The organism is Streptomyces sp. NPDC048349, assembly GCF_040651925.1.
In the GTDB taxonomy this organism is placed as follows: Bacteria; Actinomycetota; Actinomycetes; order Streptomycetales; family Streptomycetaceae; genus Streptomyces.
The window spans coordinates 122,803-138,720 of record NZ_JBEZLA010000003.1 but is presented as its reverse complement, the minus strand read 5'-3'; the positions used below and the strand labels follow the sequence as shown (position 1 = coordinate 138,720).

At 70.5% G+C, this 15,918-nt stretch carries 17 protein-coding genes; 4 read left to right on the top strand and 13 right to left on the bottom strand.

Annotation, left to right across the window (positions count from 1 at the left end; all coding sequences use genetic code 11):
• The first annotated feature begins 198 nt into the window (after positions 1-198).
• From AB0D44_RS03560 to AB0D44_RS03550, 3 genes are all read left to right on the top strand, one after another.
• The gene (locus tag AB0D44_RS03560) at positions 199-2,040 is read left to right on the top strand and encodes an endonuclease/exonuclease/phosphatase family protein (RefSeq protein ID WP_362583706.1); all 1,842 of its coding nucleotides are present in this window, start codon (positions 199-201) and stop codon (positions 2,038-2,040) included.
• Positions 2,041-2,101: 61 nt separating this feature from the next.
• Positions 2,102-2,557: a GNAT family N-acetyltransferase gene (locus AB0D44_RS03555; protein ID WP_362583703.1), complete on the top strand. Its 456-nt coding sequence runs from the start codon at positions 2,102-2,104 to the stop codon at positions 2,555-2,557.
• 156 nt (positions 2,558-2,713) lie between these two features.
• Positions 2,714-2,968, top strand: a complete 255-nt coding sequence (locus AB0D44_RS03550; protein ID WP_362583700.1) for a hypothetical protein — start codon at positions 2,714-2,716, stop codon at positions 2,966-2,968.
• 87 nt (positions 2,969-3,055) lie between these two features.
• On the opposite strand, the gene dapD is transcribed toward AB0D44_RS03550, so the two are convergent.
• The gene (gene dapD / locus AB0D44_RS03545; RefSeq protein WP_362583697.1) at positions 3,056-4,036 is read right to left on the bottom strand and encodes a 2,3,4,5-tetrahydropyridine-2,6-dicarboxylate N-succinyltransferase; all 981 of its coding nucleotides are present in this window, start codon (positions 4,034-4,036) and stop codon (positions 3,056-3,058) included.
• A gap of 9 nt (positions 4,037-4,045) precedes the next feature.
• Entirely contained in the window at positions 4,046-5,326 is a 1,281-nt protein-coding gene (locus tag AB0D44_RS03540; protein WP_362583945.1) for an MFS transporter, read from the bottom strand.
• 41 nt (positions 5,327-5,367) lie between these two features.
• On the opposite strand from AB0D44_RS03540, the gene AB0D44_RS03535 reads away from it, so the two are divergent.
• Positions 5,368-6,240, top strand: coding sequence for a winged helix-turn-helix transcriptional regulator (locus AB0D44_RS03535; protein ID WP_362583694.1), 873 nt, complete (start codon positions 5,368-5,370; stop codon positions 6,238-6,240).
• A 160-nt stretch (positions 6,241-6,400) separates the two neighbouring features.
• Here the strand turns inward: AB0D44_RS03535 and AB0D44_RS03530 are convergent, their stop codons facing one another.
• The 11 genes from AB0D44_RS03530 to AB0D44_RS03480 form a co-directional block, all read right to left on the bottom strand.
• Positions 6,401-6,949, bottom strand: coding sequence for a TetR family transcriptional regulator (locus AB0D44_RS03530; protein WP_362583691.1), 549 nt, complete (start codon positions 6,947-6,949; stop codon positions 6,401-6,403).
• A gap of 11 nt (positions 6,950-6,960) precedes the next feature.
• Positions 6,961-7,281: a multidrug efflux SMR transporter gene (locus tag AB0D44_RS03525; RefSeq protein WP_362583688.1), complete on the bottom strand. Its 321-nt coding sequence runs from the start codon at positions 7,279-7,281 to the stop codon at positions 6,961-6,963.
• Between the two features lie 294 nt (positions 7,282-7,575).
• Positions 7,576-8,904, bottom strand: a complete 1,329-nt coding sequence (locus tag AB0D44_RS03520) for a hypothetical protein (RefSeq protein WP_362583943.1) — start codon at positions 8,902-8,904, stop codon at positions 7,576-7,578.
• Between the two features lie 130 nt (positions 8,905-9,034).
• Positions 9,035-9,379 (bottom strand): metal-sulfur cluster assembly factor, encoded by a 345-nt coding sequence (locus tag AB0D44_RS03515; protein ID WP_030027092.1) that lies wholly within the window; start codon positions 9,377-9,379, stop codon positions 9,035-9,037.
• Positions 9,376-9,837, bottom strand: a complete 462-nt coding sequence (gene sufU, locus AB0D44_RS03510; RefSeq protein WP_362583686.1) for a Fe-S cluster assembly sulfur transfer protein SufU — start codon at positions 9,835-9,837, stop codon at positions 9,376-9,378. The genes AB0D44_RS03515 and sufU overlap by 4 nt, the downstream gene beginning before the upstream one ends.
• A 25-nt stretch (positions 9,838-9,862) precedes the next feature.
• Positions 9,863-11,119 (bottom strand): cysteine desulfurase, encoded by a 1,257-nt coding sequence (locus tag AB0D44_RS03505; RefSeq protein WP_362583684.1) that lies wholly within the window; start codon positions 11,117-11,119, stop codon positions 9,863-9,865.
• Complete coding sequence (sufC, locus tag AB0D44_RS03500) at positions 11,116-11,880, bottom strand: Fe-S cluster assembly ATPase SufC (RefSeq protein WP_030388906.1); 765 nt, start codon at positions 11,878-11,880, stop codon at positions 11,116-11,118. Before sufC ends, AB0D44_RS03505 begins: the two co-directional genes overlap by 4 nt.
• Before the next feature lie 7 nt (positions 11,881-11,887).
• Positions 11,888-12,205: a bifunctional 3-phenylpropionate/cinnamic acid dioxygenase ferredoxin subunit gene (locus AB0D44_RS03495; protein WP_030009135.1), complete on the bottom strand. Its 318-nt coding sequence runs from the start codon at positions 12,203-12,205 to the stop codon at positions 11,888-11,890.
• Complete coding sequence (gene sufD / locus AB0D44_RS03490; protein ID WP_362583680.1) at positions 12,205-13,383, bottom strand: Fe-S cluster assembly protein SufD; 1,179 nt, start codon at positions 13,381-13,383, stop codon at positions 12,205-12,207. The genes AB0D44_RS03495 and sufD overlap by 1 nt, the downstream gene beginning before the upstream one ends.
• Before the next feature lie 64 nt (positions 13,384-13,447).
• On the bottom strand, positions 13,448-14,863 hold the full coding sequence (sufB, locus tag AB0D44_RS03485; protein WP_362583677.1) for a Fe-S cluster assembly protein SufB: 1,416 nt from the start codon (positions 14,861-14,863) through the stop codon (positions 13,448-13,450).
• Positions 14,860-15,600: an ArsR family transcriptional regulator gene (locus tag AB0D44_RS03480; protein ID WP_362583941.1), complete on the bottom strand. Its 741-nt coding sequence runs from the start codon at positions 15,598-15,600 to the stop codon at positions 14,860-14,862. Before AB0D44_RS03480 ends, sufB begins: the two co-directional genes overlap by 4 nt.
• Positions 15,601-15,918 lie beyond the last annotated feature (318 nt).

The following is a 15,918-nucleotide window of genomic DNA, read 5'->3' as shown; positions in this document are numbered from 1 at the left end:
CGGCTCCGGCGGGCCATCGCCTTTGGTTCATCCCACAGTCAGCTGCCGTCTTTCCTGGAGCCCTTGACAACTTTGCTGGTCACCCAGGAAATTGACGCGCGTAGATGTTTCGGGAGCCGCACGGCCTCCCGCACGTCTCCTGCCGCAATCCCGCCCCACCCCCGCCGTCTCCCTCATCCCACACCGGAGTTCCTGACCATGCGCTCCTCGCATCCCCGTTCCTCCGCCGTCGCGGCCCTCGTCGCCACCGCACTGGCCACCGGCCTGCTGGCGGGCTCCGCCGGCGCGGCCGAAACCGGCACGGCCGACGGCCCGGTCCGCATCCACGACATCCAGGGCACCACCCGGATATCCCCCCTCGCCGGCAAGCAGGTCGCCGCCATCGAGGGCATCGTGACGGGCGTGCGGACGTACGGTTCGCGCGGCTTCTGGATCCAGGACCCGGACGCCGACGACAACGAGGCCACCAGCGAAGGCGTGTTCGTCTTCACCAGCTCGGTGCCGACCGTCGCCGTGGGCGACGCGGTCAAGGTCTCCGGCCTGGTCGGCGAGTACGTCCCCGGCGGCGTCAGCTCCGGCAACCAGTCGGTGACCCAGATATCCAAGCCGGTCGTGACGGTCGTCTCCTCGGGCAACGCGCTGCCCGAGGCCGCCGCGATCAACGAGTACTCGGTGCCCGCCGAGTACGCCCCCGCCGGCGACCCGGCCGCCGCCGGCAGCATCAACGGCCTGGCCCTGGAGCCCTCGCGCTACGCCCTGGACTTCTACGAGTCCCTCGAGGGCATGAACGTCAAGATCGGCACCTCGCGCGTGGTCGGCGCCACCGACCCGCACGCGGAGCTGTGGGTCACCGTGAAGGGCTGGGAGAACGCCACCAAGCGCGGCGGCACGCTCTACGGCTCCTACGCCTCCCAGAACACCGGCCGCCTCCAGATCCAGCAGCTCGCGCCCCTCGCGCAGCAGCCCTTCCCGGTGGCCAACGTCGGCGACAAGCTGACGGGCACCACCGAGGGCCCGCTGGACTTCAACCAGTTCGGCGGCTACACCCTGGTGGCGCGCACCCTCGGCACCGTCACGGCGGGCACCCTCGCCCCCGAGAAGACCAAGGCGCAGGCCGAGCACGAGCTCGCGGTGGCCACGTACAACGTCGAGAACCTCGACCCCACCGACCCCCAGGAGAAGTTCGACGCCCTCGCCAAGGCGGTCGTCGAGAACCTGGCCTCCCCCGACATCCTCGCCCTGGAGGAGATCCAGGACGACAACGGCGCCAAGAACGACGGCACCGTGTCCGCCGAGCAGACCCTGGCGAAGTTCACCGCGGCGATCGCGGCGGCGGGCGGCCCGGCCTACCAGTGGCGGACCGTCAACCCGGAGGACAAGAAGGACGGCGGCGAGCCCGGCGGCAACATCCGCCAGGTGTTCCTGTTCAACCCCGCGCGCGTGTCCTTCACCGAGCGCGCCCCCGGCGACGCGGTGACGGCGACCGGCGTGGTGACGGAGAACGGCAAGGCCGCCCTGACCCACTCCCCCGGCCGCGTCGACCCGGCGAACCCGGCGTGGGCCGACAGCCGCAAGCCGCTCGCCGGCGAGTTCACCTTCCGCGGCAAGACGGTCTTCGTGATCGCCAACCACTTCGGTTCCAAGGGCGGCGACGAGGGCCTGACCTCGCACCACCAGCCGCCCGTGCGCAAGTCGGAGGAGAAGCGACTGCTCCAGGCGCAGGCCGTGAACGGCTTCGTCAAGGAGATCCTGGCGGCCGAGAAGAACGCGAACGTCCTGGTCCTCGGCGACATCAACGACTTCGAGTTCTCGGCGACGACGGCCGCGCTGGCCGACGGCGGGGCGCTGTACCCGGCGGTCAAGTCGCTGCCGAAGTCGGAGCGGTACTCGTACGTCTTCCAGGGGAACGCCCAGGTGCTGGACCAGATCCTGACCAGCCCGGCGATCAAGAAGTTCACGTACGACAGCGTGCACATCAACGCGGAGTTCTCGGAGCAGAACAGCGACCACGACCCGCAGGTGCTGCGCTTCAAGCCGTAGCCCCCGGACCGCAGAGGGCCCGGATGCCGTCCCTTCCGGGCCCTCTGCCACACTCCCGACCATGGTCTTCCGTACCGCCACGCGCGCCGATCTGCCCGCCGTGCTCGCCCTGCTGGCCGACGAGGAGCGGGTCGTGCAGCCCGATGCGGTCGTCGTCGACGAGGCGCAGGAACATGCCTTCGCCGCCATCGAGGCGGACGCGCGCAACGAGATGATGGTCCTCGTCGATGACACGGACGGGGGCGTCCTGGGCTGCTTGCAGTTGACGTACGTACCGGGCCTCGGCCGAGGCGGACGCGAGCGGGCGCTCGTGGAGGCGGTACGGATCCGCGCGGACCGGCGGGGTGGAGGACTGGGCGCGGAGCTGATGGAGCTGGCCGTGGCGCGGGCCCGGGAGCGGGGCTGCGGCCTGGTGCAGCTGACGAGCAACAAGCGGCGGGCCGCGGCGCACCGCTTCTACGAGCGTCTGGGCTTCGCGCGGAGCCACGAGGGCTTCAAACTGCACCTCGCGCCGTAGGGGCCGCCCCCTGGGGGCCGTTGTAGAACAAGTGGGGAACTTTCGACCCTGACGTGACGCTCGACACATCCCTACCGAATCGAGCGCCCGTGGTGTTGAGTGTCCACACGCCCGATCTTGTACCGCCTTGTACCCCCGCACTCCCCGGAGGACCGCGTGTTCCCCTCCATCTCCCTCGCCCAGGAAATCGGCCTCGCCGTCCTGTTCGTGGCCGCCCTCGTCTGGGTGGCCGGGCTCGGCCACATGCTGTGGGACAGCCGCTTCCACCACCCGGAGCCCAGCGCCTTCGAGGGTCTGCCGGTGATCCCGGCCCAGCGCAGCCGGGTCTCGCACCCGATGGAGTCCGTGGAACTGACCGAGGCGGAGAAGCAGGCCTTCGCGGGCCTGATCCGCAGGCTGCCGCCGCGCTGACCCCGACGCGACGAAGGCGCCCTCCCACCCCGGCCGGGGGTGGGAGGGCGCCTTCGCGTACGGGTACGCGGACCGGCCCGGTGGGGGTCAGTTGTGGCTGTGCAGGATCTCGTTCAGGCCGCCCCAGGCCGCCTTGTAGGGGCGGGCCTCGACGGCGCCGGTGACCGAGTTGCGGCGGAAGAGGATGTTGTCGGCGCCGGAGAGCTCCAGGGCCTTGACGATCTGGCCGTCCGGGAGGGTGACGCGGGTGCCCGCGGTCACGTAGAGGCCGGCCTCGACGACGCACTCGTCGCCGAGCGCGATGCCGATGCCCGCCTCGGCGCCGATCAGGGTCCGCTCGCCGATCGAGATGATCTGCTTGCCGCCGCCCGAGAGGGTGCCCATCGTGGACGCGCCGCCACCGATGTCCGAGCCGTCCCCGACCACGACGCCGGCGGAGATGCGGCCCTCGACCATGGAGGTGCCCAGGGTGCCGGCGTTGAAGTTGACGAAGCCCTCGTGCATGACGGTGGTGCCCTCGGCGAGGTGCGCGCCGAGGCGGACGCGGTCCGCGTCGGCGATGCGCACGCCCTTGGGGGCGACGTAGTCCGTCATCCGGGGGAACTTGTCGATCGAGGTGACCTGGAGGTGCAGGCCCTCGGCGCGCGCGTTGAGGCGGACGGTCTCGAGCTGGTCCACGGCGACCGGGCCCAGCGAGGTCCAGGCCACGTTGGTCAGCAGGCCGAACACGCCGTCGAGGTTCTGGCCGTGCGGCTTGACCAGGCGGTGGCTGAGCAGGTGCAGGCGCAGGTACGCGTCGTGCGCGTCCAGCGGCTTGTCGTCGAGGGAGGCGATGACGGTGCGAACGGCTACGACCTCGACGCCGCGGACCGCGTCCTGGCGGATCGCCTTCGCGGCGGCGGCGCCCAGCAGCTCCACGGCCTGGTCGGCGGTGAGGCGCTCGGTGCCGGCCGGGCCGGGCTCGGCGACCAGCTGGGGGGCGGGGAACCAGGTGTCGAGGACGGTGCCGTCGGCGGTGAGGGTGGCAAGTCCGGCGGCGACGGCGCCGGTGGTACGCGTAGCAGTCATATCCGAAACCTAACCGGCGACGGCCTTCGGTTGCGAACCGGTCTCATGTGCCGGGCGCGCGGGTCGCCGCACCCCCCGCGCACCCGTGACCAGCACGATCCCCCCGGCGCCCGCGCCGAGCACCGCGCACAGCGGCCACAGCAGCTCCGGCGCGGTGTCGTACAGGGCTCCGCCCAGGGGCGCGGCGAGGACGAAGCCGCTGATGGAGACGCCCGCGTACAGGCTCTGGAACCGGCCGACGGCGTGCTCGGGCGACTCGTCCGCGACGTACGCCATGGCGGTGGTCTTGTAGAGGATCTCGCCGAGGGTGAGCAGCAGCATCATCAGGACGGCCGTTGCGGTCCCGACCCCGAGCACGAGCACCGCGTAGCCGCCGCCCACCAGCACCAGCCCGCTGCCGATGACGTGCAGCGGGGAGCGCCGCCGCAGGGCGAGGGCGGCGGGGATCTCCAGGAGCAGGATGACCCCGCAGTTGACCGCGATCAGCCATCCGTACGCGCGGGTGTCCAGTCCGTGGTCGGCGAGGTAGACGGGGAAGGTCGTCAGGTGCTGGCGGTAGACGACGTCGATGACGACGATCGCACCGAGCAGGACCAGTACGGCGGGCCGCGCGCGCAGCTCCCGCCACAGCCCTCCGCGGCCCAGACCCCCGTCCGGGGCCGCGGAGGGGGCGGTGGCGGCCCTGGCCGGGACGACCCGGGCGGTCCAGAGGGCGAAGAAGAGGGTGGCGAGGCCGTCCGCGACGAAGAGCCAGTCGTACGAGAGTCCGGTCGCGATGAGCGCCCCGAGCGGTCCGCCCACGGCGAAGCCGCCGTTGGACAGGCAGCGGATGACGGCGAAGGCCTGGCGGCGGGAGCCTTCCGGCACGGTGACGGCGACCAGCGCGGAGTTGGCGGCGCGGATCACCCCGGAGGCGTACTGGGCGAGCGGCAGCAGGAGGGCCAGCAGGCCGGTGGGGGCCGCCGGCAGGGCGACGAGGGCGGCTCCGCCGAGGGCCGAGGCGGTGAGCAGCACCCGGCGGTGGCCGAAGCGGTCGCCGTACCAGCCGCCGGTGAAGTTGCCGGCGACCAGGCCGATGCCTCCGATGCCGACGATCAGGCCCGCCTGGGTGGCGCCGAGGCCGCGCGGGCCGGTCAGGTAGAGGAAGACGAAGACGACGGTGAAGCCGGCGACGGTGTTGACGAAGATCCCCGCAGCCAGCAGCCACACGACCTTCGGTACGTCCTTGATCCCCTGCAGCACACCCGTGTCCCCCGCATCCCTACTAAGTTCCTTTTGGGAACGGACTATGTCAGCATGACAGCCTTGGGTCAACGGACAAAGGAGTTCCCATGGCCCAGCGCACGCACCTCGGCGACGCGGACTGCTCCATCGCCCAGGCCCTCGACGTGGTGGGCGACTGGTGGACGCTGCTGATCGTCCGCGACGCCGCGCGCGGCCTGCACCGCTTCGACGAGCTCCAGCGCGAGCTCGGGATGTCCCGCAAGGTGCTCGCCGAGCGGCTGAAGCTGCTGGTCGAGGCCGGGGTGCTGACGCGCGAGCCGTACCAGGAGCGCCCGGTGCGGCACGAGTACCGGCTGACCCCGCGCGGGCGGGGGCTGCTGCCGGTCCTGGTGGCCCTCCAGGACTGGGGAGACACCTGGGTCCTGGGAGAGGGAGAGATGACCGCGACGACCGCAGAGGCCTCACGCGAAGCGGAGCGGGTCCACGCGCTGCGGGGCACCCGGCTGCCGGAACTGCTGCTGCCCGACCGCTCCGGCGCCCCGTGCGACCCGGTGGCGGACACCGCGTTCACGGTCCTGTACTGCTTCCCGGGCGCGTACGCGCGCGCCGAGTCCTACCCGCCCGGCTGGGCCGGGATCCCGGGCGCCAAGGGCTGTACGTTCGAGTCGTGCACCTACCGCGACCAGCTCGCGGAGTTCACCGCGGCGGGCGCGACCGTGCACGGGGTGTCGACCCAGCGCCCGGACGAGCAGCGGGAGTTCGCGGAGCAGGAGCGGCTGTGCTTCCCGCTCCTGTCGGACGCGGAGCTGGGCCTGACGGCGGCGCTGCGGCTGCCGACGTTCCGCGCGGCGGGCGTGACCCGGCTCAAGCGGCTGACCCTGGTCATCGACCGGGACCGCACGGTGCGCGAGGTGTTCTACCCGATCCAGGACATCGAGGCGAGCGTCCGGGCCGCGCTGACCGCCGTCCGCTCGGGCTAGGTCGTCTCTTTCGGATCTTGCCGGTTAAGCCCGCGTCGTCCGGTGCCGTGCATCGCAAGGCGGAGGGGCTCCCGCGTACTGGACGTACTCGGGAGCCCCGACAACACAGCGAGGTGCGGTGCCGGGCGGCGCGGGTCAGGCAAGATCCGAAAGAGACGGCCTAGGCCGGCCGGGACGGCCGCAGCACCCGGTCCAGGATCTCGCGGGCGTACGGTTCGTCGTACTGCGCGTCCGTCAGCAGGACCTGGAGGCTCATGCCGTCCATGACCGCGACCAGCGCCCGGGCCGTCGCCGGGTCCGTGCGCGGGGTCAGTGCCGTGGCCACGGCCTCGTACCACTGCGCCGCGACCGGCCGCAGCGCCGGGCGCCGCAGGGCCGCGAGGTAGAGCTCGTACTCCAGCTCCACCCCGGTCCGGTCCCCCGCCAGGAACTCCCCCAGCAGACGGGCCAGCGCGGCTGCGAGGTCCGTCTGCGGATCGGCCAGCGCCGGCGAGTCCGCCACCGCCCGGGCGAAGCCCTCGTTGGCCTGGTGCAGGGCCGCGACCAGCAGGTCGTCCAGGGTCTTGAAGTGGTACGTGGTCGACCCGAGCGGTACGTCGGCCTCCGCGGCCGCGCTGCGGTGACTCAGCCCGGCGATCCCCTTGGCGCCGACCACCCGGATCGCCGCGTCGATGATCCGCTGCCGCCGCTGCGGGTCGTACCTGCGCACACCGGGGGCCATCAGTGCGCGCCGCCCAGATTGAGCAGCACCACGCCGCCGATCACGAGCGCGATCCCGGCGATCTTCGCGGCGGTGGCCGCCTCCCCCAGGAACACCATCCCTATGGCGGCGATCGCGGCGGTCCCCACCCCGGCCCATATCGCGTACGCCGTGCCCACGGACATCGTCTTCAGCGTCTGCGCGAGCAGGGTGAAGGCGATGGCGTAGCCGAGCAGCGTGCCCAGCGAGGGCCACAGCCGGGTGAAGCCGTCGCTGTACTTCATGGCGGTGGTCCCGGCGACCTCGGCGGCGATGGCCGCGGCGAGCAGTACGTATGGCATGCGTACAAGGGTACACAACGTAGTGTACGGCCGTACACATACAGCACCCGGGACTCCTGCGGCTCCCGGCGCTACGTCCGCGGGGCCTGGTGGCGGATGCTCGCGATCAGCGCCGCGGCCGCGGGGCTCGCGCCGGTGGCCGCGTACGCCCTGTACCGGGGGCTGGGCCTGCCGGACGCGCTGCTGGCCCCGGCCCTGCTCCTGCCCTTGCCGCGGCTGGCGGCGGGCCTGCTCTACGTGACCGGCGGCTGCGCCGCGAGCGCCTCGCCGAGGAGCTCGCGGCACGGTCCCGGCTCAGCCGAGGGTGAACCAGGCCGCCCGCGCCTTCTTCCACTCCGGGTGCGCGAGGTCCTTGGCCTCCACGCCGTCCCCGTACAGGTCCGCCGACCCGCTGTCCGTCACCAGCTGCACCCGGGCGCCCGGCACCGACAGGTCCGGCACCTCCACGACGGCCTCCCAGCCGCCCGGGTCCGCCGTGGGCAGGTCGGCCCGCTTGACCGGCGCGTGGCCCGGCACGCCGTCCCACTGGTAGAGCGCGTACGGGTCGGAATTGTCGTCCGCGGCCCAGGATCCGGCCAGGATCAGGTACTGCCCGGCCGCGTTCCTGCGGAGGTCGCGGAGGGACAGCCCGCCGAGGTCCAGTTCGATGCCCGTACCGAAGACCGCCTCGGCCCCGACCGCCAGCACCTGGTCGAAGTTGACGACGGGCACGATCAGCGCCTTGCCGCCGGGCACCGCCGGCGTCAGCGGTGCCCGGAAGCCGAGGTAGGCCGTGGTCGTCGAGCCGGGGGCGAATTCGAGCCCCTCCACGTTGAACCCGTCGACCTGCTTCGGGGCCTCGCCCGCCGCCGTACCGGCCGCGAACCCGTACCGGTCGCCGTGGGCGGCGTCCCAGGCCACCAGGTCCTCGCGGAGCTTCTTGTACGAGCGCCCGTACGCCAGCTGCGTGCCTGCGCCCGTTCCGCTGACCGTGGTGGTGAACACCGTGTTCCGGGGCGCCTTGTACGCGCCGTCCTTGTTGTTGCCGAGCGATCCCGTCCAGTAGACGGTGTCGCCGATCCTGGTCGCCCCCTCGATATCCACCTCCTTGGCGACCCCGAGCCGGGAGCCGAAGTCCCAGGTGCGCACCGGGGCGCCCGAGCGGGAGCGGTCGTACAGGCGCAGCACGTTGGACTCGTCGTCGGCGACGACCACGTGGCCGCCGCCCACGTCCACGACGGCCGAGGCGTCCGCGGAGCCGGTGAAGTACCGCGCGTCGGCCGGGTTCTGCACGGGGGCCGACGCCGCGTAGGACAGGGTCGTGGAGGCCGTCTTGCCGCCGAGGCCCGTCACCTCGACGGTGAGGCTGGTGTAGCCGCGGGCCCGCGCCGTGACCGCGAGCTGCCGTACCGCCCCGGCGCCCGTGACGGTCACGTCGCCCGTCCCGGCGACCGAGGGCTTGCTCGACGCGGAGGCCGCGACCGTCAGCGCGGAGACGTCGGCCCCGCTCTGCCCGACCGTCACGTTCACCACCGGGTCCCCGACCGCGCCGACGGCCCCGGACAGGTGGGAGGCGGAGAGCGCCAGGGTCGGCGTCCCGTACGCCACCGCCCCGGCGGGAGCGGGCAGCCCGGCGAGCAGCAAGGCGGCGCCGGCGACGCCGGCAGCGAAGCGAGCGGTCACGGAGAGTCCCGCCGGGCTTGCGCCCCGAGAACGCCGGAAAACGGGGAGGGCCCCCGGCACGAGCGTGCCGGGGGCCCTCACACACGGGCGGTCAGACGTTGAAGCCGAGCGCGCGCAGCTGCTCACGGCCGTCATCCGTGATCTTGTCGGGGCCCCACGGCGGCATCCAGACCCAGTTGATGCGCAGTTCGTTGACGATGCCGTCCGTCGCCGACTTCGCCTGGTCCTCGATGACGTCCGTCAGCGGACAGGCCGCCGAGGTCAGCGTCATGTCGAGGGTGGCGATGTTCGCGTCGTCGATGTGGATGCCGTAGATCAGGCCCAGGTTGACGACGTCGATGCCCAGCTCGGGGTCGACCACGTCGTAGAGGGCCTCGCGGACCTCTTCCTCGGTGGCGGGCTTGGTCGACGCCTCGGGCGTCGCGTTCTCGGTCATGCCGTCTTCCTCTCCGCGTCGCCCAGCGCCTGGGCCGTCGCGTCCTTCCACGCCATCCAACTCAGCAGAGCACACTTCACGCGCGCCGGATACTTGGAGACGCCGACGAACGCGACCGCGTCCTCCAGCACCTCCTCCATGGCCTCGTCGGGTTCGATCTTGCCCTTGGACTGCATCATCTCCAGGAAGACGGCCTGGATCTTCTGCGCCTCGGCCAGGTTCTTGCCGACCAGCAGCTCGTTCAGCACGGACGCGCTGGCCTGGCTGATGGAGCAGCCCTGGCCCTCGTAGGAGACGTCGGTGAGCGTCTCGCCGTCGTACTTCACGCGCAGCGTGATCTCGTCACCGCACGTCGGGTTGACGTGGTGCACCTCGGCGTCGCCCTCGCGCAGGCCACGCCCGTGCGGGTGCTTGTAGTGGTCCAGGATCAGTTCCTGGTACATCGAATCCAGCTTCACAGCGTCCTCGTCCTCGTCGCCTTCGTCAGCCGAAGAAGTTCCGTACGTGCTCCAGCCCGTCAACCAGCGCATCGACGTCGGCGGGAGAGGAGTACAGGTAGAAAGACGCTCGGGTCGTCGCCGGAATTCCGTACCGCAGGCAGACCGGGCGCGCGCAGTGGTGTCCCACGCGGACCGCGATGCCCTGCTCGTCCAGCACCTGGCCGACGTCGTGCGGATGGATGTCGCCGAGCACGAAGGAGATCGCCGCGCCGCGGTCCTCGGCCGTGGTGGGGCCGATGATCCGCAGGTCGGGCACCTCGGCGAGGCGCTTGATCGCGTACTCGGTGATCGCGTGCTCATGCGCGGCGATCTTGTCCATGCCGATCGCGGAGAGGTAGTCCACGGCCGCGCCGAGACCGACGGCCTGGGCGATCGGGGGCGTGCCGGCCTCGAACTTGTGCGGTGCCGGGGCGTAGGTCGAGGCGTGCATCGACACGGTCTCGATCATCTCGCCGCCACCGAGGAACGGAGGCAGGTCCTCCAGGAGCTCCTGGCGGCCCCAGAGCACACCGATGCCGGTCGGGCCGCACATCTTGTGGCCGGTGAAGGCCACGAAGTCGGCGCCGAGCCCCTGCACGTCCAGCGGCATGTGCGGCGCGGCCTGGGAGGCGTCGATCAGCACCAGGGCGCCGACGTCCTGGGCGCGGCGGACGATCGCCTCGACCGGGTTGACCGTGCCCATGATGTTGGAGACCAGCGTGAAGGAGACGATCTTCGTCTTCTCCGTGATGACCTCTTCGATGTTGGACAGGTCGAGCCGGCCGTCGTCGGTGAGGCCGAACCACTTCAGCTTCGCACCGGTGCGCTGCGAGAGCAGCTGCCACGGCACGATGTTGGAGTGGTGCTCCATCTCCGTGATGGCGATCTCGGTGTCGCGGTCGACCCGGTAGGGCTCGTCCGCCCAGCCGAGCATGTTCGCGACCAGGTTGAGCGACTCCGAGGCGTTCTTGGTGAAGATCACCTCGTCGCGGCTCGGCGCGTTGATGAAGGCGGCGACCTTGTCGCGGGCACCCTCGTACAGCGCCGTGGCCTCCTCGGCGAGCACGTGCACGCCGCGGTGGACGTTGGCGTTGTGCCGCTCGTAGTACTCGTTCAGCGCGTCGAGCACCTGGCGCGGCTTCTGCGAAGTCGCCGCGTTGTCCAGGTAAACGATCTTCTTCCCGTCGTGGACCACACGATCCAGCAGGGGGAAGTCCTTGCGGATCGCCTCGATGTCGAGGAGGCCAGGCAGCTGTGTCACGCGGTCGCGCCACCCTTCACGTACTTGTCGTAGCCCTCGGCCTCCAGCTGGTCGGCGAGCTCGGCGCCGCCGGACTCGGCGATGCGGCCGTTCGCGAACACGTGCACGAAGTCGGGCTTGATGTAGCGCAGGATGCGCGTGTAGTGCGTGATCAGCAGGGTGCCGACCTCGCCGGTCTCGCGGACGCGGTTGACACCCTCGGAGACGATGCGCAGCGCGTCGACGTCGAGGCCGGAGTCGGTCTCGTCGAGGATCGCGATCTTCGGCTTCAGGAGCTCCAGCTGGAGGATCTCGTGGCGCTTCTTCTCACCGCCGGAGAAGCCCTCGTTCACGTTGCGCTCGGCGAAGGCCGGGTCCATCTGGAGCTGCTCCATGGCGGACTTGACCTCCTTCACCCAGGTACGCAGCTTCGGGGCCTCGCCGCGGATGGCGGTGGCCGAGGTGCGCAGGAAGTTGGAGACCGAGACGCCGGGGACCTCGACCGGGTACTGCATGGCGAGGAACAGGCCGGCGCGGGCGCGCTCGTCGACGGACATCTCCAGGACGTCTTCGCCGTCGAGGGTCACGGTGCCACCGGTGATGGTGTACTTCGGGTGACCGGCCAGCGAGTACGCCAGCGTGGACTTTCCGGAGCCGTTCGGACCCATGATGGCGTGCGTCTCACCCTGCTTGACGGTGAGGTCGACGCCCTTGAGGATCTCGCGGGCGCCGTTCTCGGCCTCGACGGAGACGTGCAGGTCGTGGATTTCAAGCGTTGCCATGGATACCTCAGGACTCCTGGGTGAGGGAGACGAGCACGTCGTCCCCTTCGATCTTTACGGGGTATACGGGTACGGGGCGGGTCGCGGGCAGACCGGAGGGCTTGCCGGTGCGCAGGTCGAACGCCGACCCGTGCAGCCAGCACTCGATCATGCAGTCCTCGACCTCGCCCTCCGAGAGGGAGACGTTCGCGTGCGAGCAGATGTCGTTGATCGCGAACACCTCGCCCTCGGTGGAGACGATGGACACCGGCGTGCCGTCGAGTTCCACCCGCTTCGGGGTGTTCTCCTCCAGCTCGCTCAGCGCGCAGGCCTTGACGTAATTCATCAGACGGAACCCTGGAGCTCGGTCTCGATCTTGGTGATGAGGCGCTCCTCGATGTCCGGGACACCGATCTGCTGGACGAGCTCGGCGAAGAAGCCGCGCACGACCAGGCGGCGGGCCTCGTCGGCCGGGATGCCGCGGGCCTGCAGGTAGAAGAGCTGCTCGTCGTCGAAACGGCCGGTCGCCGAGGCGTGGCCGGCGCCGACGATCTCACCGGTCTCGATCTCCAGGTTCGGCACCGAGTCGACCCGCGCGCCGTCCGTGAGGACGAGGTTGCGGTTCATCTCGTAGGTGTCGGTGCCCTCGGCGGTCTTCTCGATGAGCACGTCGCCGATCCAGACGGCGTGGGCGTCCTGGCCCTGGAGCGCACCCTTGTAGACCACGTTCGACTTGCAGTGCGGGGCGTCGTGGGTGACCAGGAGGCGGTGCTCCTGGTGCTGGCCGGCGTCCGTGAAGTACAGGCCGAGCATCTCGGCCTCGCCGCCGGGGCCCGCGTAGCTGACGCGCGGGTGGAGGCGCACCAGGTCGCCGCCGAAGGTGACGACGACGGACTTGAAGCTGGCGTCGCGGCCGACCAGGGCGTTGTGCTGCGAGGTGTGGACCGCGGTGTCGTCCCAGTCCTGGACGGACACGAAGGTCACCTTGGCGCCGTCCCCGACGAGGATGTCGACGTTCGCGGCGCGCACGCCGTCACCGGTGTGGTCGATCACGATGATCGCCTCGGCGAACGGCTTGATGTCGAAGACGGTGTGCCCGAAGGTCGTACCGCCCTCACCGTGCAGCGCGACGCGGATCGGCTCGTCGAGCACGGTCTCCTTGGGCACGGTGACGACCGTGGCCTTGGCGAACGCGGAGAAGGCCTGGGCGGAGACGCGGTCGACGGGGGTGCCGGCCTTGCCGATCCGCTCGTCGCCGCGCTCGACGGACTCGACGGTGACGCCCTCGGGCGCGTCGATCTGGGCCTTCATGGTTCCGTTGGCGACCGCGGTGCCGTCGTGCAGGCCCTTGAGGCGGGCCAGCGGGGTGAACCGCCACTCCTCCTCGCGGCCGTGCGGGACCGGGAAGTCGGCCACGTCGAAGGACGGGGGCGCGCTCATCCGGGTGGCGACGGTGGACTCGGCGGCCACCGCGATCGCGCCGGCGGTGGTGGAGCCCGCCGGAATGTTCTGAGCCTCAGCCATGGCTGTCGTCTTGCTCTCTTCCTACGTCTACAAAGAATGTGCTGCCGGGAGGGGGCGGTCGGGACTAGCCGACCGAGCCCTCCATCTGCAGCTCGATCAGCCGGTTGAGCTCCAGCGCGTACTCCATCGGCAGCTCCTTCGCGATCGGCTCCACGAAGCCGCGCACGATCATGGCCATGGCCTCGAACTCGGTGAGGCCGCGCTGCATCAGGTAGAAGAGCTGGTCGTCGGAGACCTTGGAGACGGTGGCCTCGTGGCCCATGGTCACGTCGTCCTCGCGGACGTCCACGTAGGGGTACGTGTCCGAGCGGGAGATGGTGTCGACGAGCAGCGCGTCGCACAGCACGTTGGACTTCGAGCCCGCGGCGCCCTCGCCGATCTCGACCAGGCCGCGGTAGGAGGTGCGGCCGCCGCCTCGCGCCACCGACTTGGAGACGATGTTCGAGGAGGTGTTCGGCGCCATGTGGACCATCTTGGAGCCGGCGTCCTGGTGCTGGCCCTCGCCCGCGAAGGCGATGGACAGGGTCTCGCCCTTGGCGTGCTCGCCCATCAGGTAGACGGCCGGGTACTTCATGGTGACCTTGGAACCGATGTTGCCGTCGATCCACTCCATGGTCGCGCCCTCGTACGCCACGGCGCGCTTGGTGACCAGGTTGTAGACGTTGTTGGACCAGTTCTGGATCGTCGTGTAGCGGCAGCGGCCGCCCTTCTTCACGATGATCTCGACGACGGCGCTGTGCAGCGAGTCGGAGGAGTAGATCGGGGCGGTGCAGCCCTCGACGTAGTGGACGTAGGCGTCCTCGTCGACGATGATCAGCGTCCGCTCGAACTGGCCCATGTTCTCCGTGTTGATGCGGAAGTAGGCCTGGAGCGGGATGTCCACGTGGACACCCTTGGGGACGTAGATGAACGAGCCGCCGGACCACACCGCGGTGTTCAGCGACGCGAACTTGTTGTCGCCGACCGGGATGACCGTGCCGAAGTACTCCTGGAAGAGCTCCGGGTGCTCCTTGAGCGCGGTGTCCGTGTCGAGGAAGATGACGCCCTGCTCCTCCAGGTCCTCGCGGATCTGGTGGTAGACGACCTCGGACTCGTACTGGGCCGCGACACCGGCGACGAGGCGCTGCTTCTCCGCCTCGGGGATGCCGAGCTTGTCGTACGTGTTCTTGATGTCCTCGGGCAGGTCCTCCCAGGAAGCGGCCTGCTTCTCGGTGGAACGCACGAAGTACTTGATGTTGTCGAAGTCGATGCCCGAGAGGTCGGAGCCCCAGTTCGGCATGGGCTTCTTGTCGAAGAGCTTGAGGCCCTTGAGGCGGAGCTTCAGCATCCACTCGGGCTCGGACTTCTTCGACGAGATGTCGCGGACGACTTCCTCGGACAGACCCCGCTTGGCAGCCGCGCCGGCCGCGTCGGAGTCGGCCCAGCCGTATTCGTAGGTGCCCAGGCCATCGAGCTCAGGGTGAGCAGTCTCCGTGGTCATGCGGGGTTCCTCCCGGCCGTGCTTGCAGATACTGATGTGTCGGTCTGTGTGGCGCTCGCGCTACGCGGAATGAACGTCGTGCACACCCCGTCGCCGTGGGCGATCGTGGCGAGGCGCTGAACGTGTGTCCCGAGCAGGCGCGAGAAGACCTCGGTCTCCGCCTCGCAGAGCTGCGGGAACTGCTCGGCGACGTGTGCGACCGGGCAGTGGTGCTGGCAGAGCTGTTCACCGCTGTGCGGACCGGGAGCGCTCTTCGCCGTAGCAGCGTACCCGTCCGCGGTCAACGCCCTGGCAAGGGCCTCCGTGCGCTCCGCCGGGGCGGCGGCCTCGACGGCCTCGCGGTAGCTCTGCGCCTGCGCTTCCATCCGGGCCCTGGCGAAGGCGGCGACGGCCGCCTCTCCGCGCTCTCCGCCGCCGACGGACTGCGCGATCCAGCGCAGGGCGTCCGCGGCGAGCGTGTCGTAGGACTGGTCGAAGGCGTCGCGGCCGCAGTCGGTGAGCGCGAAGACCTTGGCGGGCCGGCCCCGGGTGCGTGCGCCGTACACACGCTGCTCACGGGGTGCGACCACGTCGTCGGCGACGAGCGTGTCGAGGTGGCGGCGGACGGCGGCCTGGGTGAGGCCGAGACGCTGGGCGAGGTCGGCGACGGTGGACGGACCGTGGTCCAGGATGGACCGCGCGACCCGGTTGCGGGTTGACCGCTCCCCGGTCGCGAGCTCCCCCTGGGGGGTCTCGATCTGCCGTTCGCCGTATTTCACAACGCCATTGTTGCGTAATTAGTCGAGCGCCGACAAGCCGTGACGGAGGCCACTCCTGGTGGCCTCCATCACTAAGGGTTACCTTATTTGTCGACGCAGAGTTATCCGGAGGGGAACGCTCCGCGTTCCCTCCGACCCCCGGCGGCGCACCCGTCCACCGCCCCCACCAGCCATCCTCCACCGAAGGTGCAGCCGGGTACGGTACCCGCCGATTCCGGAAAAGATCACCGAGCGACGCTGCGCCATCCAGGGTGGGCCGGATACGAAAACAGTCATTTTTGCGACGTGGTGTTCGCC